The sequence below is a fragment of the Kitasatospora sp. NPDC048540 genome (assembly GCF_040651175.1).
In the GTDB taxonomy this organism is placed as follows: Bacteria; Actinomycetota; Actinomycetes; order Streptomycetales; family Streptomycetaceae; genus Kitasatospora.
The window spans coordinates 1-20,431 of record NZ_JBEZIR010000036.1 but is presented as its reverse complement, the minus strand read 5'-3'; the positions used below and the strand labels follow the sequence as shown (position 1 = coordinate 20,431).

The window sequence follows — 20,431 nt, the reverse complement described above, 5'->3', positions numbered from 1 at the left end:
CGCCATGACGGGACAGCCGGAGCCGGGTCGCACCAGCGCGCGGCGATCCCGGCCCGGTGGACGCGGTCCAGGTAAGCACCTGCTGCCTCGGACGGCTCTCGGCCCTCTCGCCGGTCGATCCACGCGGGATGGACCGGTGAGAATCGGAACGAAGCAGGCAAAATCAGACAATACCGAACGCCGCCTGGATGTCAGGAAGTTGACTTGCCATTTCATTCCACCTGCCCATTAATCAGACCGTCGGATTTGCACCTTCGGCCCAGCGGTCACGGCGCGAATTCGGCAGCACCTTCACCGCGAGCATTCACGGCGAGCATTCACGGTCTGAGAAACGATCAGGACCGCTCCGGGACACGGGGGGTCCGGCCGCCGGGCACCGCGGCGGCGCCCAGCAGCGCGTCGTAGACGTCGGCCACCTGGCGCACCACCTCGCGGATGTCGTGCCGGCCCGCCATGTGCGCACGGGCCTGCACCCCGCGGCGTTCGCACTCCCCCGGGTCGGCCAGCGCCGCCGCCAGCCGGCCGGCCAGCGCCGCCGGGTCCTGCGGCGGCACGAGGGCGGACGCGGCGTGGCCCGGCGGCAGGCACTCCCGGGCCCCCGGAACGTCCGAGAGCAGCACCGGACGGGCCGCGGCCATCGCCTCCAGCGGAGCCAGCGCCATCCCCTCCCAGCGGGACGGCAGCACCACCAGGTCGGCCGCCGCCAGCCAGGGACGCGGGTCCGCGACGTTCCCCGCCAGCCGCACCCCGGACGGGTCGGGCAGCGCCCGCACCAGCTCCGTCAGCACGGCCTCGTCCGGGCCGCCGCCGACCAGCGCCAGCCGCGCCCCGGGGACCCTGCCCGCCACCTCGGGCCAGGCGGCGAGCAGCACGTCCTGGCCCTTCTGGCGGCACAGCCGGCCGACGCAGACCGCGAGCGGGGCATCCGGGTCCACGCCGAGCGCGGTCCGCGCGGCCCGGCGGCCGGCCGCGTCCTCGGCGGCGAAGTACCGGACGTCCACGCCGTTGGGCACCACCCGCCAGTCGCCGGTCAGACCGGCCGCCACACCGTCCACCCGCTCCTGCTCGCTGACGCACAGCAGAACACGGGCCCAGCGGGTGGCGAACCGCTCCCAGCGCAGCGTGGCGGCCGCCAGCGGGCCGCCGACCGCCGCGAACGACCAGGCGTGCGGCTGGAACACGGTGGGCACCGCACCCCGGACCGCCAGCCGGCCGGCCAGCCCGGCCTTGGCGCTGTGCAGGTGCAGCAGGTCGGGGGCGGCCTCGCGGACGATCCGGCCCAGCCTGCGCACCTCGCCCAGGGTGCCGGGGCCGGGCGAACGGCCGGCCGGCCAGTCCAGCACCTCGGCCCCGACGGCGGCGGCCTCGGCGGCCAGCCGGCCGCCCGGCGGGCAGGCCACCAGCACCCGGCAGCCGGCCTCGCACTGGCCCCGGGCCAGGTCCACCACGACCCGGGCGACACCGCCGTCCACGGGCTGGGAGATATGAAGGATCGTCATGCGCACGGCGGCGAGCCTAGGTCCGGGGGCCATCGGATCCCGGGTCCCGTCACCCGTCCGGGGAAGCACGTCACCCGTACGGCGGGTGGGCCGTACGGGTGTGCGGGGGCGAGTGACGGGAGGCAGGCGCCGGACAACGGATGGCCGACAACGGATGACCGATGACAGAATCTGAAATCTGTCATCGGTCATCCGTTGTCGGCCATTGATCATCGGCCGGATGTCACCCGCCGGCCGTCAGGGATCGGCCGTCAGGGATCGGCCGTCAGGCCAGCTCGTCCGCGAGCTTGGCGAGCACCGCGTCGTGGATCCGGTTGAGGCCCTTGGGCGCGAAGGTCCGCTCGAAGAAACCACCGATACCGGTGGCGCCCTGCCAGCTCGCGTCCACCGTCACCCGCGCCGCACCCTCGCCCGCCGCGGCCACCGTCCAGGTGATCACCATGGTGGAGTTGGCGTCGGTCTCCACCAGCTGCTCCGGGCTCGGTGCCGAGACCGTGAACAGGCAGTCGCGCACCCGCTTCTCGGTGGCCTGGAGCCGCCAGTGCACCTGGGTGCCGGCCCCGGTGCCGCCGGCCTTCACCTCGTACTCGCTGTACTGCGCGGGCAGCAGGCGGGGACGGACGACGGCGTAGTCGGCCAGCGCCTCGTACACCCGCTCGGGGGTGGCCTGGTAGACGCGCTCGGTGGTGGCCTGCACCTTGCCCATGGGGCTGTTCTCCATTCACTGCGACTGCACTGCCGTTGCACTGCTGCTGCACTGCTGCGGGACGGTCCGTGTCTCCGGGCAGCCCGGCCGCCGGACGGTCGGGGTCAAGCCAACCACCGCCCTCGGCCGCGCCCCAAACCGGGCCCGGAAATCGGGCGCACCCCGCACGGCGGCCGAGTTAGGGTGGCCGGTGTGCTCGATCAGGTGACCGCAGTCCGCTATCTCGACCCGCTGCGCGCGGGCGGCTCGGTGCCCGGGGTGGTGGAGACCGACGACCTGGGCACCTACGTGGTGAAGTTCACCGGCGCCGCGCAGGGCCGGAAGGCCTTGGTGGCCGAGGTGATCGTGGGTGAGCTGGGCCGCCGGCTGGGCCTGCGGGTACCGCCGCTGGTCCTGGTGGACTTCGACCCGGCGGTCGCGGCGGACGAGCCGGACCCGGAGATCCAGGACATCCTGCGGGCCAGCTCCGGACTCAACCTCGGTATGGACCTGCTGCCCGGCGCCCGCGACTTCCGGCCCGGCCTGCTGGACGTCGACCCGGCCGAGGCCGGGCGGGTGGTCTGGCTGGACGCGCTGACCGGCAACGTCGACCGCACCACCGCCAACCCCAACCTGATGGTCTGGCACGGCCGCCTCTGGCTGATCGACAACGGCGCCGGGCTGGTCTTCCACCACCGCTGGTCCGGTGCCGCGGCCTCGCTGCTCAAGCCGTACCCGATGTCCGCGCACGCGCTCGGCGGCTACCACCCGGACGTGCTCGCCGCCGACGCCGCGTTGGCGCCCCGGGTCACCGAGGCACTGCTGCGCGAGGTGGTGGCCCTGGTGCCGGAGGAGTGGCTGGCCGAGGAACCGGGCTTCGGTTCGGTGGCGGAGCTGCGGGAGGCGTACGTGACGCAGCTGGCCGCGCGGGCGGCCGCCTCGACGGCCTGGCTGCCGACCTGCTTCGCCACCCCCGAGGAGCAGCGGGCCGCGGAGGCCGCACGGGCGGCGGCGACCCTCGCGGCCCGGCCCGACTGGCTGAAGCAGGTACCGAACCGGCACGGCCGGGCGCAGGTGGAGTCCGACTGGAGCCGCCACATCGGCTGACCGGCCCGGGCCCCCGGCCCGGCCACCCCCGAGACCGCGCACCCAGCACCTGGCACCCGGCAGCAGAGTGCCCCGCCCGGGACCAGGTCCGGGCGGGGCACTTCGGGCTCAGCGGCTCAGCGGCCCGACCGTCCGCGGCTCAGCGGATCAGAACCGCCACCACTGCGCGGCCGTCGCCGCGTTGATGATGCCCGCGCCGTAGAAGCCGTTGTTGGCGGTGCCGCCCTCGCAGACCCCCTTGAACGCGCCGTCGCCGCTCGGGTCGAAGACCGCCGGGCAGGCGTGGTCGTCGGCCTGGTGCACCAGCATCGCGCGCAGCTCGTCCGGGCCGGCCCACGGGTGGGTCGAGGCGAGCAGTGCGACCACGCCGACGGTGTGCGGGGACGCCATCGAGGTGCCCTGCATGTAGGCGTAGCCGCCGCGGACGGTGGAGAGCACCCGGCCGTTCTTGTCCGGGGTGTCCGGCAGCTGGTAGCGGGAGTCACCGCCGGGGGCGGCCACCGTCACCTTGCCCTTGCCGTAGCTGGAGTAGAAGGACTTGTCGCCCTTGACCCCCACCGAGCTGGTCACCACGACGCCGGGCAGCTCGGTCGGCAGCGACAGGCAGCTCTCGTCGATCGGCCGCGAGCCGGGGGTGGTGTCGTCGGGGCTGGTCACGTCGACCGTCTTGTGCGCGAGGTCGATGTTGTCGTTGCCGGCCGCGGCGACGTTGAGGACGCCGTTGCGCTGCGAGAAGGCGACCGCCCGCTTGACGGCCGTGGTGACGGCGGCCTGGTCGGGGTCGTTCTTGCAGTTGAACAGCCAAGGGTCGATGTAGTAGCTGTTGTTGGTCACCTTGAAGTGGTGCTCACCGGCCCAGACGAAGCCGCAGATGGCGTACTCCGGGTAGATGAAGCCGCCGTCGTCGACCACCTTGACCGCGGCGAGCCGCACGCCGGGGGCGATGCCCTCGATGCCCTTGCCGTTCTTGGCGGCCGCGATGGTGCCGGCCACGTGGGTGCCGTGGTCGCTGGTGGTGGGCTGCCAGGAGTTGAAGTCGGTGTTCGGGCGGCCGCCGTCGATGCAGGAGGCGGAGAGCGAGGCGTCCACGTTGGCGGCCAGGTCCTCGTGCTTGGCGTCGATGCCCGAGTCCAGGACGCCGACCACCACCCGGCGGCTGCCGAGGGTGGTCTCGTGGGCCTTGTCCACGCCGATCTGCCGCATGTCCCACTGGTTGGCCCAGAGCGGCTCGGAACCGTCCGCCGGGGTGGCGCCCGGGGAGACCCGCTCGACGGTGGACTCCACGTCCGCGGCCACGATCCCGGCGGTCCGGCTGGCGCCCACCGAGTCGATCCCCTTGACGTGCCGCAGCTTGGCCGCGAACCCGGTGTCGGTGGAGCGGGCGATCACCACGCCGATCTGCTCGTACGAGTAGACCACCGAGCCGCCGGCCTTCGCGATCTCCCGCTCGGCCTTCTTCACCTGGCCGTGGTTGGCCTGGGTGTTCACCACATAGCTGAGCAGCGGCCCGGGCGCCGGGTCCGATCCGGCTGCCGCGGCGGTGCCGGCCGGCAGCGCGATCGAGCCGGCGGTGGCGAGCGCGAGACCTGCCGCCGCGAGCCGTGCCCGACGTATCCGAGGAACTCTCATAGGGGATGGCCCTCCCGAGTCTCGTGGTGCCCCACTGATGGCAGGAACACGTAAGTGGGTGGGACGCTAGTGACCCCTCGATCGCTTCCGCAAGGGTGCGGACGGGGGTGATCGGCTCGCCCGCGCGGCCACCGCACCTGACCAGCTGGTGTGACGTCAGGTAGTTTCCGTGTCAGCTGAGATGTCCGTGTCCAGACCGTAGAGCCGGGCGGCGTTCCCCGCCGACAGCTGCGCCTGGATCCCCGCCGCGTCCGCCGCCGTGCACGCCCCGTCGCGCTGCCACCCCGCCAGCAGCGACCCCAGGGCGTGCCGGTACTGCGCCGCGCCGACCAGGAACAGCTCCGGCAGCCCGTACGCGTCCGTCGAGAACAGCACCTTCCCGAACGGTGCCAGTTCGAGCACCTCGCCCAGCACCTCGGCGGCCCGCGCACCGGTGTACGAGAGGGTCAGCCCCACGTCCAGGTGGACGTGCGGGAAGCAGTGCGCCAGCCAGGCGGCCTGACGGTGGTACGGGTAGCAGTGCAGCAGCACCAGCGGAACGCCCGTGGGCTCGACCGCCCGGACGAAGTCCACCAGCAGCGCCGGATCGGCGAGGTGCAGCCGCAGGTCCGGGTCGCCGAAACCGGTGTGCAGCTGGATCGGCAGCCCGAGTCCGACCGCCTGCCACAGCAGATGGCGCAGCAGCACCGGGTCGGTCAGCCGGGCCGCCGGGCAGCCCTCCCGCCGCCCGGCTGCCCGCTGCTGGGCGGCCCACCGCTCGGCCGCCCGGACCACCTCGGCCCTGCCGGGCGGGCGGGGGTCGATGGCCAGCCCGTGCCGGTAGGCCAGTACCGACTTCACCGCGACCACGCCCGCGCAGGCCGCCGCGAGCTCCTCGGCCAGCGCCTCGGGCCAGCGCCCGGGCGTCGCCCGGACCCGGGCCGCGACGCTCTCCAGCCGGACCACCTCGTACGTCCGGGCGCCCGAGAGCCGGGCGAGGGCGTCGAGCGGGAGCAGCGGGCGGCCGGCCGCCTCGGTCAGCCCGGTGTCCACCAGGCAGGCCGTCAGTCCGGCCGCCGCCAGTAGCCGGCGGCCGGCCTCGGGGGTGCCCAGCTCGCGCCGCCGGGCCAGGTACTCGGCCGGTTCCGTGTGCGCGGGCAGACCCAGGGCGGGCGGGCACCACCGCCGTACGGCGAGGCCCAGCGCGCTGCCGAACGGGCTGCAGCCGGGGGCGGGCGGCCGGTCGGACTCGGTGAGCAGCGAGGCGAAGACCCCGTCGTCCAGGGCTCCGTCGTCCAGGGCCGCGCCATCCAGGGCCCCGTCGTCCAGGGCCCCGTCGTCCGGCTCCTGCCCGCCGGGGGCGAGCACGCTGTGGCAGTGCTGGTCGATCAGCATCCGGTCACCAGCGCAGCCTGGTCGCGGCGATCACCTCGTCGGCGCCGACCCCGTCGAACAGGCCGATCTCGGCCTCCCGGACGGCCAGCACCGCGGCGTGCAGCTCCGCGCCGAGCGCCTCCCGGAGCAGGTCGGAGCCCTTGAACGCGGCGGCCGCCTCGGCGAGGTCGGCCGGCAGCCGCTCGGCGTAGCCGGAGTCGGCCGGGTCGCCGGAGACCTCGGGCGGCAGCCGCAGCCCGCGGTCGATGCCGCCGAAGCCGGCCGCCAGCACCCCGCCCACCGCCAGGTACGGGTTGGCGGCGGCGTCGAAGCACTTCACCTCGGCGTTGGCCTGCTCGGGGGTGGATCCGGGGATCAGCCGCAGCGCCGCCTCCCGGTTCTCCCGGCCCCAGCAGCGGTAGGGCCCGGACCAGCGGCCGGGCACCAGCCGCAGGTAGCTGGCCACGCTGGGGGCGCCGAGCGCGAGCAGGGCGGGCAGCTCGGCCAGCACTCCGGCCAGGAACGCCTCCCCCTCGACGGTCAGTCCGTACCGGCCGGGCCCGCCGCCGCCGAGGTTGCGTCCGTCGCGCCTCAGGCTGAGGTGCAGGTGCCCGCCGTTGCCCACGCCGTCGGCGGCCACGGCGGGCGCAAAGGAGGCCTCGAGCCCGTACCGGACGGACACCGCCTGCACCGTGTGCCGCACCAGGACCGCGAGATCCGCGGCCGCCACCGGACCGGCCGGGGCGAGCGACACCTCGAACTGGCCGACGGTGTACTCCGGGTGGATCTGCAGCACCGTCAGCCCCTGGTCGCGCAGGGCCCGCAGGACGTCCCGGAGATAGTCGGACAGTCCGATCAGCCGGCGCATCCCGTAGGCGGGCCCGGCGCCCGCGCCGTCGACCACCACCCACTCGACCTCGATCCCGGCCAGCACCTCCAGCCCCCGCCGCTGCGCCTCGGCGGCCATCCGGCCGGCGAACAGCCGCTGGCAGCCCGGATGCGGCTCGCCGTCCTGCGCGTACCGGTCGGCCGGCGCCCAGGCCCACCCGGGCTGGGCGGCGAGGACGGTGAGCGCGGCCAGGTCCGGGACCAGCCGCAGATCGCCGACCGGGCTGCCGGACGGGGCCATCGAGTCGTCCACCAGGAACGCGTCGAAGCACGGCGCCGCGCCCACGCCCCACTCCGCCGCGTGCGCCAACTGCTCGACCGGTACCGCCTTCACCCGGTGCACCCCGGCGTTGTCCACCCAGCCGAGGACCACTCCGTCCGTGCCGCCCGCGGCCAGGTCGTCGGCGGCCGTACGGGCCCGGGCGGCGCGCTCGGCGCGGGGCAGCATCGTGGTCATGCCGCCCATGCTGCCGGGCCGGCCGGACGTGCACCGAGCATCGGCCGCCCGCTCACCCGGACGGCGGACCGGATTCCCCACCCAAACCCGATGTGACCCAGCTCACACGGGGCGGCGAAATTTCCGGGGACTCGCTCCCCGTTTAGGCTAGAGTCGAACGAAGCGGGGACTCATTCCCCGGAAGCATCCGCCACCGGAACGAAGGGACGACCGATGACCACGACGACGCCACCGGCGCCCAAGCTCCGCGCGGACGCCACCCGCAACCGCAACCGCATCATCGAAGCGGCCCGCGAGGCCTTCGTGGAGCACGGCGCCGAGGTGGCGCTCGACGAGATCGCCCGCCGCGCCGGGGTCGGCAACGCGACGCTGTACCGCCACTTCGCGGACCGCCGCGAGCTGATCCACCACGTGACGCTCTCGGTCCTGGACCGGGTGGTCGAGCACGCGGAGCGCGCGATGGCCGAGGAGCCGGACGCCTTCGCGGCGCTGGTCCGCTTCACCCACGCCTCGGCCGACGAGCGGATGGGCGCCCTGTGCCCGCTGCTCTCCGAGCACATCGACCCGAACGACCCCGAGATGCACGACGCCAAGGTCCGCCTGCAGGAGACCACCACCGAGGTGATCACCCGGGCGCACCGGAGCAGCCAGCTGCGCGAGGACGTGGGGGTGGGCGACTTCGTGGTCGCCATCACCCAGCTGACCCGGCCGCTCCCCGGCACCCACTGCATCGACCTCGACCAGTTCGTCCACCGCCACCTGCAGCTGTTCCTCGACGGCGTGCAGGCTCCGGCCCGATCCACCCTGCCCGGCCGCGCCGTCTCCCTGGACGACCTGAAGCCGCGTTCCTGAGCCCTCCCGCACCGTCCGGCCCACCACGGGCCGCCCCTTTCTTCTCGCACCAATCGGTCTTCTCGCACTGTCCGGCACCAGCCGGTGCCTCTGCCCTGCCGTTCCGCTCTCTCGCACACAAGTGGGTATCCCCATGTCTGAATCAGCCCTGCAGCCCGACCCCCGGCGGTGGAAGGCGCTCATCTTCATCGGCCTGGCCCAGCTGATGGTCGTCCTGGACGCCACGGTCGTGAACATCGCGCTCCCGTCCGCCCAGCGTGACCTCGGCATATCCGACGCCAACCGGCAGTGGGTGATCACCGCCTACGCGCTGGCCTTCGGTGGCCTGCTGCTGTTCGGCGGCCGGATCGCGGACCTCTGGGGCCGCAAGCGGACCTTCACGGTCGGCCTGATCGGCTTCGCCCTCGCCTCGGCGATCGGCGGCGCCGCCACCAACACCGCCATGCTGCTCGGCGCCCGCGCCCTGCAGGGCGTCTTCGGTGCGCTGCTCGCGCCCGCCGCGCTCTCGCTGCTCGCGGTGATGTTCACCGACGCCAAGGAGCGGGCCAAGGCCTTCGGCATCTACGGCGCCATCGCCGGTGGTGGCGGTGCCATCGGCCTGATCCTGGGCGGCCTGCTCACCGAGTACCTGAACTGGCGCTGGACCTTCTACGTCAACATCCCGTTCGCCCTGGCCGCCGTCGCCGGCGCCGTCCTGGTGATCCGCGAGCCGGTCGGCAGCCAGAACCGCAACCGTCTCGACATCCCGGGCGTGCTGCTGGTCACCACCGGCCTGGTCTCCCTGGTCTACGGCTTCACCCGGGCCGAGTCGAGCGGCTGGACCTCCGGCTCCACCCTCGGCCTGTTCGCCGCCGCCGTCGTCCTGCTGGCCGCGTTCGTCCTGGTCGAGAGCAAGGTCAAGGCCCCGCTGCTGCCGCTGCGGGTGGTCCTGGAGCGCAACCGCGGCGGTGTCTACCTGTCGCTGGGCCTCGCCGTGATCGGCATGTTCGGCCTGTTCCTGTTCCTGACCTACTACCTGCAGATCGTGCTCGGCTACACCCCCGTCGTCACCGGCCTGGCCTTCCTGCCGATGGTCGCGGGCATGATCACCGGCTCCACCCAGATCGGCGCCCGCCTGATGACCCGGGTCGCCCCGCGCTACCTGATGGCGCCCGGCTTCCTGGTCGCCTCCATCGGCATGCTGATCTTCACCCGGATCGGGGTCTCCACCTCGTACTGGGAGCTCCTGCCCGGCCTGATCCTGATGGGCCTCGGCATGGGTACCGCGTTCATGCCCGCCATGAGCATGGCCACCCACGGGGTGAAGCCGCAGGACGCCGGTGTCGCCTCCGCCATGGTGAACACCTCCCAGCAGGTCGGCGGCGCGATCGGCACCGCGCTGCTGAACACCATCGCGACCAGCGCCTTCACCGCGTACCTGGCCTCGCACCACAGCGGACCGGAGCCGCTGATCAAGCTCCAGGCGATGGTGCACAGCTACTCCACCGCCATCTGGTGGTCGGTCGGCATCCTGGTGCTGGCCGCGGGCATCGCCTTCACCCTGATCAACACCGGCCGCCCGGACGCCCACCAGGCCACCGGCGCCGACTCCGAGGAGCTCGCCGTCCCCGTGATGGCGCACTGACCCTCACCCCGCACACCACCACGGCCCGCCCGGTCCCCACCGGGCGGGCCGCGGTGCGTTCAGCGCACGTACTCCTCGAGCACCTCGGTGTCCAGCGTCACCGACACCGGCGCCGGCACCACCACCTCGTGCCCGTACGAGAGCGCGACCACGCTCCGGTACCGGCCGCCCTCGGGCTCGCTGTGTACGGTGGACAACCCGCGTGTCCCCGTGGCGGGTTGCCTCTTCCTACCCCGGGGTAACTCGGCTACAGTGACCGCACGCACCACTGCCGGGCTTCGGGAGCCGCACCGGCAGGGCCGCGGCCGTGTGTGATCGACGGCCGCCCTGGTGTTCTGCTTCCCGGCCCTCGGGGCCTCTTCAGCGCAGTACTTCAACGCAGTGCTCTCAGCGCCGCTTCAGTGTTCTTCCGGAGCGTCCGAGCACCACGGCACACCCTCAGCACGGCCGGAGCGGACCGGTCCCTGTCGGCATGCCTCGACACGTCATCTCCCGCCCCCGCGCCGCCGAACCCTCCTCCCGTACGGCCTGCCGCCCGCTCGACGCCGAGCCGGCCCCGCCGGTACCGGAGTGGCGGCGCGGGCCCATGACATAGGAGTCCGGACAATGGAGCGTCCCTTCCCCACCGTCGCCGTGGTCGGCCTCGGCACCATGGGTGCCGGCATCGCCGTCGCGGTGGCCCGCAGCGGCCGCCGGGTGATCGGCATCGAGGCCGACGAGGCTTCGGCCGCCCGGGCGCTGGCCCGGATCGAGGAGGCCACCGCGCACGCCGTCGAGCGCGAGCGGTTCAGTGCCGAGGACCGCGCCGCGCTGCTCGGCCTGATCTCGGTCGGCCACGACCTGGAGGCCGCCGCCGGCGCCGACCTGGTGGTCGAGGAGGTCCCGGAGCAGCTGGAGCTGAAGCGTCAGATCTTCGCCGAGCTGGACCGGATCTGCCCCGCCGAGACCGTCCTCGCGACCGGTACCACCGCGCTGTCGGTGACCCGGATCGCCGCGGCCACCGCCCGCCCGGAGCGGGTCCTGGGCCTGCACTTCTTCAACCCGGTGCACTCGATGCGGCTGGTCGAGGTGGTCCGCACGGTGCTGACCTCGCCGCAGGCCGCCGAGGACGTCGCCGCGCTCGCCCGCGAGCTGGACAAGGAGCCGGTGGCGGCGGGCGACCGGGCCGGTTTCATCGTCAACGGCCTGCTGTTCGCCTACCTCAACCAGGCCGCCGCGATGTTCGAGTCCCGGTACGCCACCCGCGAGGACATCGACGCCGCGATGCGGCTGGGCTGCGGCCTGCCGATGGGTCCGCTGGCGCTGCTCGACCTGATCGGCATCGACACCGCGCGCACCGTGCTGGAGGCGATGTACGAGCAGTCCAAGGACCGGCTGCACGCGCCCGCGCCGATCCTCGGCCAGCTGGCCTCGGCGGGGCTGCTGGGCCGCAAGTCCGGCCGCGGTTTCTACACCTACGAGGCCCCCGGGTCGTCCAAGGTGGTGGCCGGTGCCGCGGGTGCGGGCCGGGCCGGCCGGGTGGCGGGCCGCGAGGTGCGCAGCATCGGCGTGTGCGGTTCGGGCACGATGGCGACTGGCATCGTCGAGGTGCTGGCCAAGGCCGGGTACCCGGTGCTCCTGGCCGCGCGCAGCCAGGAGAAGGCGGACCGGGCGAAGGCACAGCTGGCGAAGTCGCTGGAGCGTTCGGTGGCCAAGGGCCGGCTGACCGCGGAGCAGCGGGACGCGGCGCTGGCGCTGACCACCCCGACCGGGCAGTACGCGGACCTGGCCGGGGTGGACCTGGTGGTCGAGGCGGTGGCGGAGGACCTGGAGGTCAAGCGGCAGCTGTTCGCCACCCTGGACAAGATCTGCAAGCCGGGCGCGGTGCTCGCCACCACCACCTCCAGCCTGCCGGTGATCAGCTGCGCGACCGCGACCTCGCGGCCGCAGGACGTGATCGGCATGCACTTCTTCAACCCGGCGCCGGCCATGAAGCTGGTCGAGGTGGTCTCCACGGTGCTGACCTCCGAGGACGTCACCTCGACCGTGCTTGAGCTGTGCGGCAAGGCCCGCAAGCACCCGGTGGAGTGCGGCGACCGGGCCGGTTTCATCGTCAACGCGCTGCTGTTCCCATACCTGAACGACGCGGTGCGGATGCTGCAGGAGCACTACGCGACGGTGGACGACATCGACACCGCGATGAAGCTGGGCTGCGGCTACCCGATGGGCCCGTTCGAGCTGCTGGACGTGGTGGGCCTGGACGTGTCGCTGACCATCGAGCAGGTGCTGCACCAGGAGTTCCGCGAGCCGGGGCTGGCGGCGGCGCCGCTGCTGGAGCACCTGGTGGCGGCCGGCTGCCTGGGCCGCAAGAGCGGTCGCGGCTTCCGCGACCACGCCCGCCGATGACCGGCCGGGCTGCGGGGCTGCCGGGCGGGGTGCCGTCCGGCCGCACCGTCCCGGGTGGCGCTCCCTCCGGTGTTCCCGCGGGTGTTCCGGTCGGCGGCCTCGGTGGCGGACCGGGTGCGGCCGGGGTCCCCGGGGTGCTCCCCGGCGGGCCCCGGCGGCCGGGCGGGCCGGCCTGGGGCGGCCCGCCGGCGGGTACCGGCGCGGCCACCCGCTGGCCGCGCCCGGCGGTGACCGCACCGGCGGTGCCGGTGCGCAGGCCGAGGCCGGCGGCGGCCGCCCCGGGGGCGTGTAGCGTTCCGGCCATGGATCGGGATCAGTCACCCTCGGAGCAGGACGTCGCGCGGCCGGCGGCGGTGGAGGCGGGAGCGGGCAGCCGCCGGGCGGCGGCCCAGCGGCAGCAGATGCGCCAGGACCTGGCGACCGCGGCCATGGAGCTGTTCGCCACCCAGGGCTACGAGGAGACGACGGTCGATCAGATCGCCGCCGCGGCCGGGGTCGCCCGCCGGACCTTCTTCCGCTACTTCCGGTCGAAGGAGGAGGCGATCTTCCCGGACCACGACGACACCCTGGTCCGGGTGGCCGACCTGCTGGCGAGCGCGGAGTCGGAGGAGCACCCGCTGGACGTGGTGTGCCGGGGCATCAAGGAGGTGCTCCGGATGTACGCCTCCACCCCGGCCGTCTCGGTCGCGCGCTACCAGTTGATCCGGCAGGTGCCGGCGCTGCGGGAGCGGGAGATCGCGGTGGTGGCCCGGTACGAGCGGCTGTTCACCCGGTACCTGCTCGGGCGCTTCGACGCGGCGGAGGAGACCCCGCCGAGCTGGCAGCGCGGCGGGGACGACGACTCGATGCTGGCCGAGGTGTCGGCGGCGGCGGTGGTCGCGGCCCACAACCACGTGCTGCGGCGGTGGCTGCGGGCGGGCGGGCACGGGGACGTGGAGTCCCAGCTGGACCACTCCTTCGACGTGATCCGCGGGACCTTCTGGCCGACCCCGCCGAGCGGTGCCAGGCGCCGCGGCACCCCGGTGGCACCGGGTGCCACAGGTGACCCACTGTCACCGGTCGAGGCGGCTGCGGTGAGCGCACTCAGTGCCAGCCCGGGCGGTGAGGTGCTCATCACAGTGGCCCGGACCGACGCCCCGCTGGACGTGGTGGTGGACTCGATCAGGGCGGCACTGACCGGCTCGCAGGCTGGCTAACGCAGGCCATCCGCACAGGTCACAGCAGATTCGAAGGCCCGTCCCGGTTTTCCGGGGCGGGCCTTCCCCATGCCGCCGGAGCGCCGGTCGAACTGTTATCGGGTTTCACCCGAACTGATGACACCCGGTGTCTTTACGAGTGGCACAGGGTGCCACTACTTTGTTACCCATCGGTCGCGGCGCCGCGGCTCCCCACCTCGGCGCGCCGTGTCCGCCGTCCCCGCACCGTTGGGGCCGGACCAGCACCACCACGGCGACCCACCCACCCGTCGCACCCGCAGTACCACCCACAGACCCTCAGCGAAGCCGGTGTCCGCTCCCGGCTCCCCCAGACGCCCTGTGCGCCCTCAACACAGGTACGCCTTCGGAGGCAGCCATGCAGGAAATCCTCGACGCGATCCTCAGCTCCGACAGCACCCCGGCGGACTTCGCCGCGGTCAAGCTCCCGGAGTCCTACCGCGCCGTCACGCTCCACAAGGACGAGGAGCAGATGTTCGCGGGCCTGGACAGCCGCGACAAGGACCCCCGTAAGTCCCTGCACCTCGACGAGGTCGCACTCCCCGAGCTCGGGCCGGGCGAGGCCCTGGTCGCCGTCATGGCGAGCTCGGTGAACTACAACACCGTGTGGAGCTCGATCTTCGAGCCGGTCTCCACCTTCGGTTTCCTGGAGCGCTACGGCCGCCTGTCGCCGCTGACCAAGCGTCACGACCTGCCGTACCACATCCTCGGCTCGGACCTCGCGGGCGTGGTCCTGCGCACCGGCGCCGGCGTCAACGCCTGGAAGCCCGGCGACGAGGTCGTCGCGCACTGCCTCTCGGTCGAGCTGGAGTCCCCGGACGGCCACAACGACACGATGATGGACCCGGAGCAGCGCATCTGGGGCTTCGAGACCAACTTCGGCGGCCTGGCCCAGATAGCCCTGGTGAAGACCAACCAGCTGCTGCCCAAGCCCAAGCACCTCACCTGGGAGGAGGCCGCCTCCCCGGGCCTGGTCAACTCCACCGCCTACCGCCAGCTGGTCTCCCAGAACGGCGCCGGCATGAAGCAGGGCGACAACGTGCTGATCTGGGGCGCCAGCGGCGGCCTCGGCTCGTACGCCACCCAGTACGCCCTGGCCGGCGGCGCCACCCCGATCTGCGTGGTCTCCAACGAGGCGAAGGCCGAGATCTGCCGCGCCATGGGCGCCGAGGCGATCATCGACCGCAGCGCCGAGGGCTACAAGTTCTGGAAGGACGAGCACACCCAGGACCCGCGCGAGTGGAAGCGCCTGGGCTCCAAGATCCGCGAGTTCACCGGCGGCGAGGACGTGGACATCGTCTTCGAGCACCCGGGCCGCGAGACCTTCGGCGCCTCGGTGTACGTCACCCGCAAGGGCGGCACCATCGTCACCTGCGCCTCCACCTCCGGCTTCATGCACCAGTACGACAACCGCTACCTGTGGATGTCGCTGAAGCGCATCGTCGGCTCGCACTTCGCCAACTACCGCGAGGCCTTCGAGGCCAACCGCCTGGTCGCCAAGGGCAAGATCCACCCGACCCTGTCCAAGGTCTACTCCCTCGAGGAGACCGGCCAGGCCGCCCTCGACGTCCACCACAACAAGCACCAGGGCAAGGTCGGCGTGCTCTGCCTCTCCCCCGAGGAAGGCCTGGGCGTGCGCGACACCGAGCTGCGCGCCAAGCACATCGACGCGATCAACCGCTTCCGGAACATCTGATGGCCGACCGCGACCGCCCCTGGCTGATGCGCACGTACGCCGGCCACTCCACCGCGAGCGACTCCAACGCGCTCTACCGGCGGAACCTGGCGAAGGGCCAGACCGGCCTGTCGGTCGCCTTCGACCTGCCCACCCAGACCGGCTACGACTCGGACCACATCCTGGCCCGCGGCGAGGTCGGCCGGGTCGGCGTGCCGGTGGGCCACGTCGGCGACATGCGGACGCTGTTCGAGGGGATCCCGCTCGAACAGACCAACACCTCCATGACGATCAACGCCACCGCGATGTGGCTGCTGGCGCTCTACCAGGTGGTCGCCGAGGAGCAGGGCGCGGACATCGCCAAGCTCACCGGCACCACCCAGAACGACATCGTCAAGGAGTACCTGTCGCGCGGGACGCACGTCTTCCCGCCCGGCCCGTCGGTCCGCCTGATCACCGACATGATCGCCTACACGGTCGCGCACATCCCCAAGTGGAACCCGATCAACATCTGCAGCTACCACCTGCAGGAGGCCGGGGCCACCCCGGTCCAGGAGATCGCGTACTCGATGTGCACGGCGATCGCGGTGCTGGACGCCGTCCGCGACTCCGGCCAGGTGCCGCCGGAGCGGATGGGCGAGGTGGTCGCACGGATCTCCTTCTTCGTGAACGCGGGCGTCCGCTTCATCGAGGAGATGTGCAAGATGCGGGCGTTCGGCCGGCTCTGGGAGAAGGTCACCCGCGAGCGGTACGGCATCCAGGACGCCAAGCAGCGCCGGTTCCGCTACGGCGTCCAGGTCAACTCGCTCGGCCTGACCGAGGCCCAGCCGGAGAACAACGTCCAGCGGATCGTGCTGGAGATGCTCGCCGTCACGCTCTCCAAGGACGCCCGCGCCCGCGCCGTCCAGCTGCCCGCGTGGAACGAGGCGCTCGGCCTGCCCCGCCCCTGGGACCAGCAGTGGTCGCTGCGGATCCAGCAGGTGCTGGCCTACGAGTCCGACCTGCTGGAGTACGGCGACATCTTCAACGGCTCCGAGGTGATCGAGGCCAAGACCGCCGAGCTGCTGGCGGGCGCCGAGGCCGAGATCGCCAAGGTGCTGGAGATGGGCGGGGTGATCCCGGCCGTCGAGTCCGGCTACCTCAAGTCCAACCTGGTCTCCTCGCACGCCGCCCGGCGGGCCCGGATCGAGGCCGGCGAGGACAAGATCATCGGGGTGAACTGCTTCGACACCACCGAGGAGAACCCGCTCACCGCCGACCTCGACACCGCCATCATGGTGGTCGACCCGGCCTCCGAGCAGTCCGTCCTCGCCTCGCTGGCCGCCTGGCGCGAGGGGCGCGACGAGACGGCCGTGCAGACCGCGCTCGCCGAGCTCAAGGCCACCGCCGCCACCACCGACAACCTGATGGCCGCCACGCTGGCCTGCGCCCGCGCCGGGGTCACCACCGGCGAGTGGTCGTTCGCCCTGCGCGAGGTCTTCGGCGAGTACCGCGCCCCCACCGGGGTCGGCGGTGCGCCGGTGGCGGTGGCCGCCGAGCCCGGCGGCGAGCTCGCGGCGGTCCGCGAGGCGGTCGCCGCCACCGCGGCCGAGCTGGGCACCGGCAAGCTGCGCCTGCTGGTCGGCAAGCCCGGCCTGGACGGCCACTCCAACGGCGCCGAGCAGATCGCGGTCCGCGCCCGCGACGCCGGCTTCGAGGTGGTCTACCAGGGCATCCGGCTCACCCCGGAGCAGATCGTCTCCGCGGCGGTCGCCGAGGACGTGCACTGCGTGGGGCTGTCGATCCTCTCCGGGGCGCACCCGGAGCTCGTCCCGGACGTCCTGCACCGGCTGCGCCGGGCGGGGGTGGAGGATGTGCCGGTGATCGTCGGTGGCATCATCCCGGCAGCGGACGCCGAGACTCTCAAGGCCGCCGGTGTCGCCGCGGTCTTCACACCCAAGGACTTCGGCATCACCACCATCATCGGCCGGATCGTGGACGAGATCCGGCTGGCCAACAGGCTTCAGCCCTGGGCCGCCGCCACCGCTGCGACCAGCTGACCCGGGAAGGACCAACCACCCTCATGACCAACGTCAACCGCCTCCGGCCCCGCCGTTCCTGCCTGGCCGTACCCGGCAGCAACCCGCGCTTCCTGGAGAAGGCCCAGGGCCTGCCGGCCGACCAGGTCTTCCTCGACCTCGAGGACGCCTGCGCCCCGCTGGTCAAGGAGAGCGCCCGGCACCACATCGTCGACGCCCTCAACAACGGCGACTGGGGCAAGAAGACCAAGGTCGTCCGCGTCAACGACTGGACCACCCACTGGACGTACCGCGACGTCATCACCGTCGTGGAGGGCGCCGGCCCGAACCTCGACTGCATCATGCTGCCGAAGGTCCAGGACGCCGAGCAGGTGAAGGCGCTCGACCTGCTGCTCACCCAGATCGAGAAGACCATGGGCTTCGAGGTCGGCAAGATCGGCATCGAGGCGCAGATCGAGAACGCCAAGGGCCTGATCAACGTCGACGCGATCGCCACCGCCTCGCCCCGGCTGGAGACGATCATCTTCGGCCCGGCCGACTTCATGGCCTCGATCAACATGAAGTCCCTGGTGGTCGGCGAGCAGCCGCCCGGCTACGACGCCGACGCCTACCACTACATCCTGATGCGCATCCTGATGGCCGCCCGCGCCAACGACCTGCAGGCCATCGACGGCCCGTACCTGCAGATCCGCAACGCCGACGGCTACAAGGCCGTGGCCCGCCGGGCCGCCGCCCTCGGCTTCGACGGCAAGTGGGTGCTGCACCCGGACCAGGTCGGCGCGGCCAACGAGATCTTCTCGCCCTCGCAGGAGGACTACGACCACGCCGAGCTGATCCTGGACGCCTACGACTGGTGCACCTCGGAGGCGGGCGGCGCCAAGGGTTCCGCGATGCTCGGTGACGAGATGATCGACGAGGCCAGCCGCAAGATGGCCCTGGTGATCTCCGGCAAGGGCCGCGCCGCCGGTATGGAGCGCACCTCCAAGTTCGAGCCCCCGCAGGCCTGACCCCCAAGGACACTCCCATGCAGTTCGGACGCACCTACGAAGAGTTCGAGGTCGGCGCGGTCTACAAGCACTGGCCCGGCAAGACGGTCACCGAGTACGACGACCACCTCTTCTGCCTGCTGACCATGAACCACCACCCGCTCCACCTGGACACCAACTACGCGGAGAAGACCACCGACTTCGGCCGCAACGTCGTGGTGGGCAACTACGTCTACTCGCTGCTGCTCGGCATGTCCGTCCCGGACGTCTCCGGCAAGGCGATCGCCAACCTGGAGATCGAGTCGCTGCGCCACGTGGCGCCGACCTTCCACGGCGACACCATCTACGGCGAGACCGAGGTCCTCGACAAGTGGCCGTCCAAGTCCAAGGACGACCGCGGCATCGTCTACGTCGAGACCAAGGGCTACAAGCAGGACGGCACCGTGGTCTGCATCTTCCGCCGCAAGGTGATGGTGCCGACCGAGACCTACATCAAGGAGCGCGGCGGCGAGCAGCCCGGCCGTCCCACGCCCCTGTCCTAGACCCCGGACGGGTAGGCCGCCGTCATCGGCCGATCCCCACCCGGTCCAGGGGGCTCCGCGGAAGTCACGCCCGTGGAGCCCCCCACATCTCCCCCCACCCTCATTGCCGTAGATGCAGATTCGGAGCCGCACGATGGGACGCCTCGCACAGACCGACGGCCTGACCGAGATCCAGCGGGACATCCTCGCCACCGTGCGGGACTTTGTCGACAAGGAGATCATTCCGGTCGCCACCGAGCTGGAGCACAAGGACGAGTACCCGACCGCGATCGTCGAGGGGATGAAGCAGCTCGGCCTGTTCGGCCTGACCATCCCGGAGGAGTTCGGCGGCCTGGGCGAGTCCCTGCTGACCTACGCCCTGGTGGTCGAGGAGATCGCCCGCGGCTGGATGTCGGTCTCCGGCATCGTCAACACGCACTTCATCGTCGCCCACATGATCAACGCGCACGGCACCCAGGAGCAGAAGGAGTACTTCCTGCCCAGGATGGCGGCCGGCGAGATCCGCGGCGCCTTCTCGATGTCCGAGCCCGGCCTCGGCTCCGACGTCTCGGCGATCTCCACCAAGGGCGTCAAGGACGGCGAGTTCTACGTCCTGAACGGCCAGAAGATGTGGCTGACCAACGGCGGCACCTCGACCCTGGTCGCGGTCCTGTGCAAGACGGACGAGGGCGGCTCCTCCCCGTACAAGAACATGACCACCTTCCTGATCGAGAAGACGGCCGGCTTCGGGCCGAACGAGACCGTCCCGGGCCTGACCGTGCCCGGCAAGATCGAGAAGATGGGCTACAAGGGCGTCGACACCACCGAGCTGGTGCTCCAGGACGTCCGGATCCCGGCCGACCGGATCCTCGGCGGGGTCCCCGGCAAGGGCTTCTACCAGATGATGGACGGCGTCGAGGTCGGCCGGGTCAACGTGGCCGCCCGCGGCTGCGGGGTCGCCCGGCGCGCCTTCGAGCTCGGCATCCAGTACGCCCAGCAGCGCTCCACCTTCGGCAAGAAGATCGCCGAGCACCAGGCGATCCAGTTCAAGCTCGCCGAGATGGCCACCAAGGTCGAGGCCGCGCACCAGATGATGGTGATGGCCGCCCGCAAGAAGGACAGCGGCGAGCGCAACGACCTGGAGGCCGGCATGGCCAAGTACCTGGCCTCCGAGTACTGCAAGGAGGTCGTCGAGGACTCCTTCCGGATCCACGGCGGCTACGGCTTCTCCAAGGAGTACGAGATCGAGCGGCTCTACCGCGAGGCGCCGATGCTGCTGATCGGTGAAGGTACGGCGGAGATCCAGAAGATGATCGTGGGCCGCCGCCTGCTGGAGGAGTACCGGCTCGCCGACTGAACCTTCCGTCCCGGCGGGGTGCGGGCGTGCGGGCCCGCACCCGGCCTCCGCGCACCGGCGCGGGGCCTGGTCAGCCTCCGCGCCGGCTCAGCCCTGGTCCCGGTAGCCTTCCAGCAGGCGCAGCCACACCTCGCTGACGGTGGGGAACGACGGCACCGCGTGCCAGAGCCGTTCGAGCGGC

Annotated in this window: 16 protein-coding genes; 10 read left to right on the top strand and 6 right to left on the bottom strand. The window is 72.3% G+C overall.

Annotated elements, in window-relative coordinates; all coding sequences use genetic code 11:
- Positions 1-335: 335 nt before the first annotated feature.
- Both AB0D08_RS16820 and AB0D08_RS16815 read right to left on the bottom strand, forming a co-directional pair.
- On the bottom strand, positions 336-1,499 hold the full coding sequence (locus AB0D08_RS16820) for a glycosyltransferase (RefSeq protein ID WP_033821953.1): 1,164 nt from the start codon (positions 1,497-1,499) through the stop codon (positions 336-338).
- A 265-nt stretch (positions 1,500-1,764) separates the two neighbouring features.
- Positions 1,765-2,205: an SRPBCC family protein gene (locus tag AB0D08_RS16815; protein WP_033821954.1), complete on the bottom strand. Its 441-nt coding sequence runs from the start codon at positions 2,203-2,205 to the stop codon at positions 1,765-1,767.
- A gap of 192 nt (positions 2,206-2,397) precedes the next feature.
- On the opposite strand from AB0D08_RS16815, the gene AB0D08_RS16810 reads away from it, so the two are divergent.
- Positions 2,398-3,291: a HipA family kinase gene (locus AB0D08_RS16810; protein ID WP_033821960.1), complete on the top strand. Its 894-nt coding sequence runs from the start codon at positions 2,398-2,400 to the stop codon at positions 3,289-3,291.
- A gap of 147 nt (positions 3,292-3,438) precedes the next feature.
- On the opposite strand, the gene AB0D08_RS16805 is transcribed toward AB0D08_RS16810, so the two are convergent.
- From AB0D08_RS16805 to AB0D08_RS16795, 3 genes are all read right to left on the bottom strand, one after another.
- Positions 3,439-4,920, bottom strand: a complete 1,482-nt coding sequence (locus tag AB0D08_RS16805) for a S8 family serine peptidase (RefSeq protein WP_033821955.1) — start codon at positions 4,918-4,920, stop codon at positions 3,439-3,441.
- Positions 4,921-5,076: 156 nt separating this feature from the next.
- Positions 5,077-6,294: an amidohydrolase family protein gene (locus AB0D08_RS16800; RefSeq protein WP_359889480.1), complete on the bottom strand. Its 1,218-nt coding sequence runs from the start codon at positions 6,292-6,294 to the stop codon at positions 5,077-5,079.
- A gap of 4 nt (positions 6,295-6,298) precedes the next feature.
- Entirely contained in the window at positions 6,299-7,618 is a 1,320-nt protein-coding gene (locus AB0D08_RS16795; protein ID WP_033821962.1) for a glutamine synthetase family protein, read from the bottom strand.
- Positions 7,619-7,831: 213 nt separating this feature from the next.
- Between AB0D08_RS16795 and AB0D08_RS16790 the strand changes: the two genes are divergently transcribed.
- A complete protein-coding gene (locus AB0D08_RS16790) occupies positions 7,832-8,470 on the top strand; it encodes a TetR/AcrR family transcriptional regulator (protein ID WP_359889477.1) in 639 nt (212 codons plus the stop codon).
- 133 nt (positions 8,471-8,603) lie between these two features.
- Positions 8,604-10,094, top strand: a complete 1,491-nt coding sequence (locus AB0D08_RS16785) for an MFS transporter (RefSeq protein ID WP_033821957.1) — start codon at positions 8,604-8,606, stop codon at positions 10,092-10,094.
- 59 nt (positions 10,095-10,153) lie between these two features.
- On the opposite strand, the gene AB0D08_RS16780 is transcribed toward AB0D08_RS16785, so the two are convergent.
- On the bottom strand, positions 10,154-10,291 hold the full coding sequence (locus AB0D08_RS16780; RefSeq protein ID WP_233289135.1) for a hypothetical protein: 138 nt from the start codon (positions 10,289-10,291) through the stop codon (positions 10,154-10,156).
- A gap of 409 nt (positions 10,292-10,700) precedes the next feature.
- On the opposite strand from AB0D08_RS16780, the gene AB0D08_RS16775 reads away from it, so the two are divergent.
- The 7 genes from AB0D08_RS16775 to AB0D08_RS16745 all read left to right on the top strand — a co-directional run bounded on the left by AB0D08_RS16775 (position 10,701) and on the right by AB0D08_RS16745 (position 20,250).
- On the top strand, positions 10,701-12,479 hold the full coding sequence (locus AB0D08_RS16775) for a 3-hydroxybutyryl-CoA dehydrogenase (RefSeq protein ID WP_359889473.1): 1,779 nt from the start codon (positions 10,701-10,703) through the stop codon (positions 12,477-12,479).
- A gap of 302 nt (positions 12,480-12,781) precedes the next feature.
- Positions 12,782-13,675 carry a TetR family transcriptional regulator gene (locus AB0D08_RS16770; RefSeq protein WP_359889470.1) on the top strand — a complete coding sequence of 298 codons (894 nt, stop codon included), beginning with the start codon at positions 12,782-12,784 and terminating at the stop codon, positions 13,673-13,675.
- A 376-nt stretch (positions 13,676-14,051) separates the two neighbouring features.
- Complete coding sequence (gene ccrA, locus AB0D08_RS16765) at positions 14,052-15,389, top strand: crotonyl-CoA carboxylase/reductase (protein WP_033817840.1); 1,338 nt, start codon at positions 14,052-14,054, stop codon at positions 15,387-15,389.
- On the top strand, positions 15,389-17,407 hold the full coding sequence (locus AB0D08_RS16760) for a protein meaA (RefSeq protein WP_033817841.1): 2,019 nt from the start codon (positions 15,389-15,391) through the stop codon (positions 17,405-17,407). The genes ccrA and AB0D08_RS16760 overlap by 1 nt, the downstream gene beginning before the upstream one ends.
- A 23-nt stretch (positions 17,408-17,430) precedes the next feature.
- The gene (locus tag AB0D08_RS16755; protein WP_033817842.1) at positions 17,431-18,393 is read left to right on the top strand and encodes a CoA ester lyase; all 963 of its coding nucleotides are present in this window, start codon (positions 17,431-17,433) and stop codon (positions 18,391-18,393) included.
- Positions 18,394-18,410: 17 nt separating this feature from the next.
- On the top strand, positions 18,411-18,914 hold the full coding sequence (locus AB0D08_RS16750) for a MaoC family dehydratase (RefSeq protein ID WP_033817843.1): 504 nt from the start codon (positions 18,411-18,413) through the stop codon (positions 18,912-18,914).
- A gap of 133 nt (positions 18,915-19,047) precedes the next feature.
- Entirely contained in the window at positions 19,048-20,250 is a 1,203-nt protein-coding gene (locus AB0D08_RS16745; RefSeq protein WP_033817844.1) for an acyl-CoA dehydrogenase family protein, read from the top strand.
- Positions 20,251-20,431: the final 181 nt, after the last annotated feature.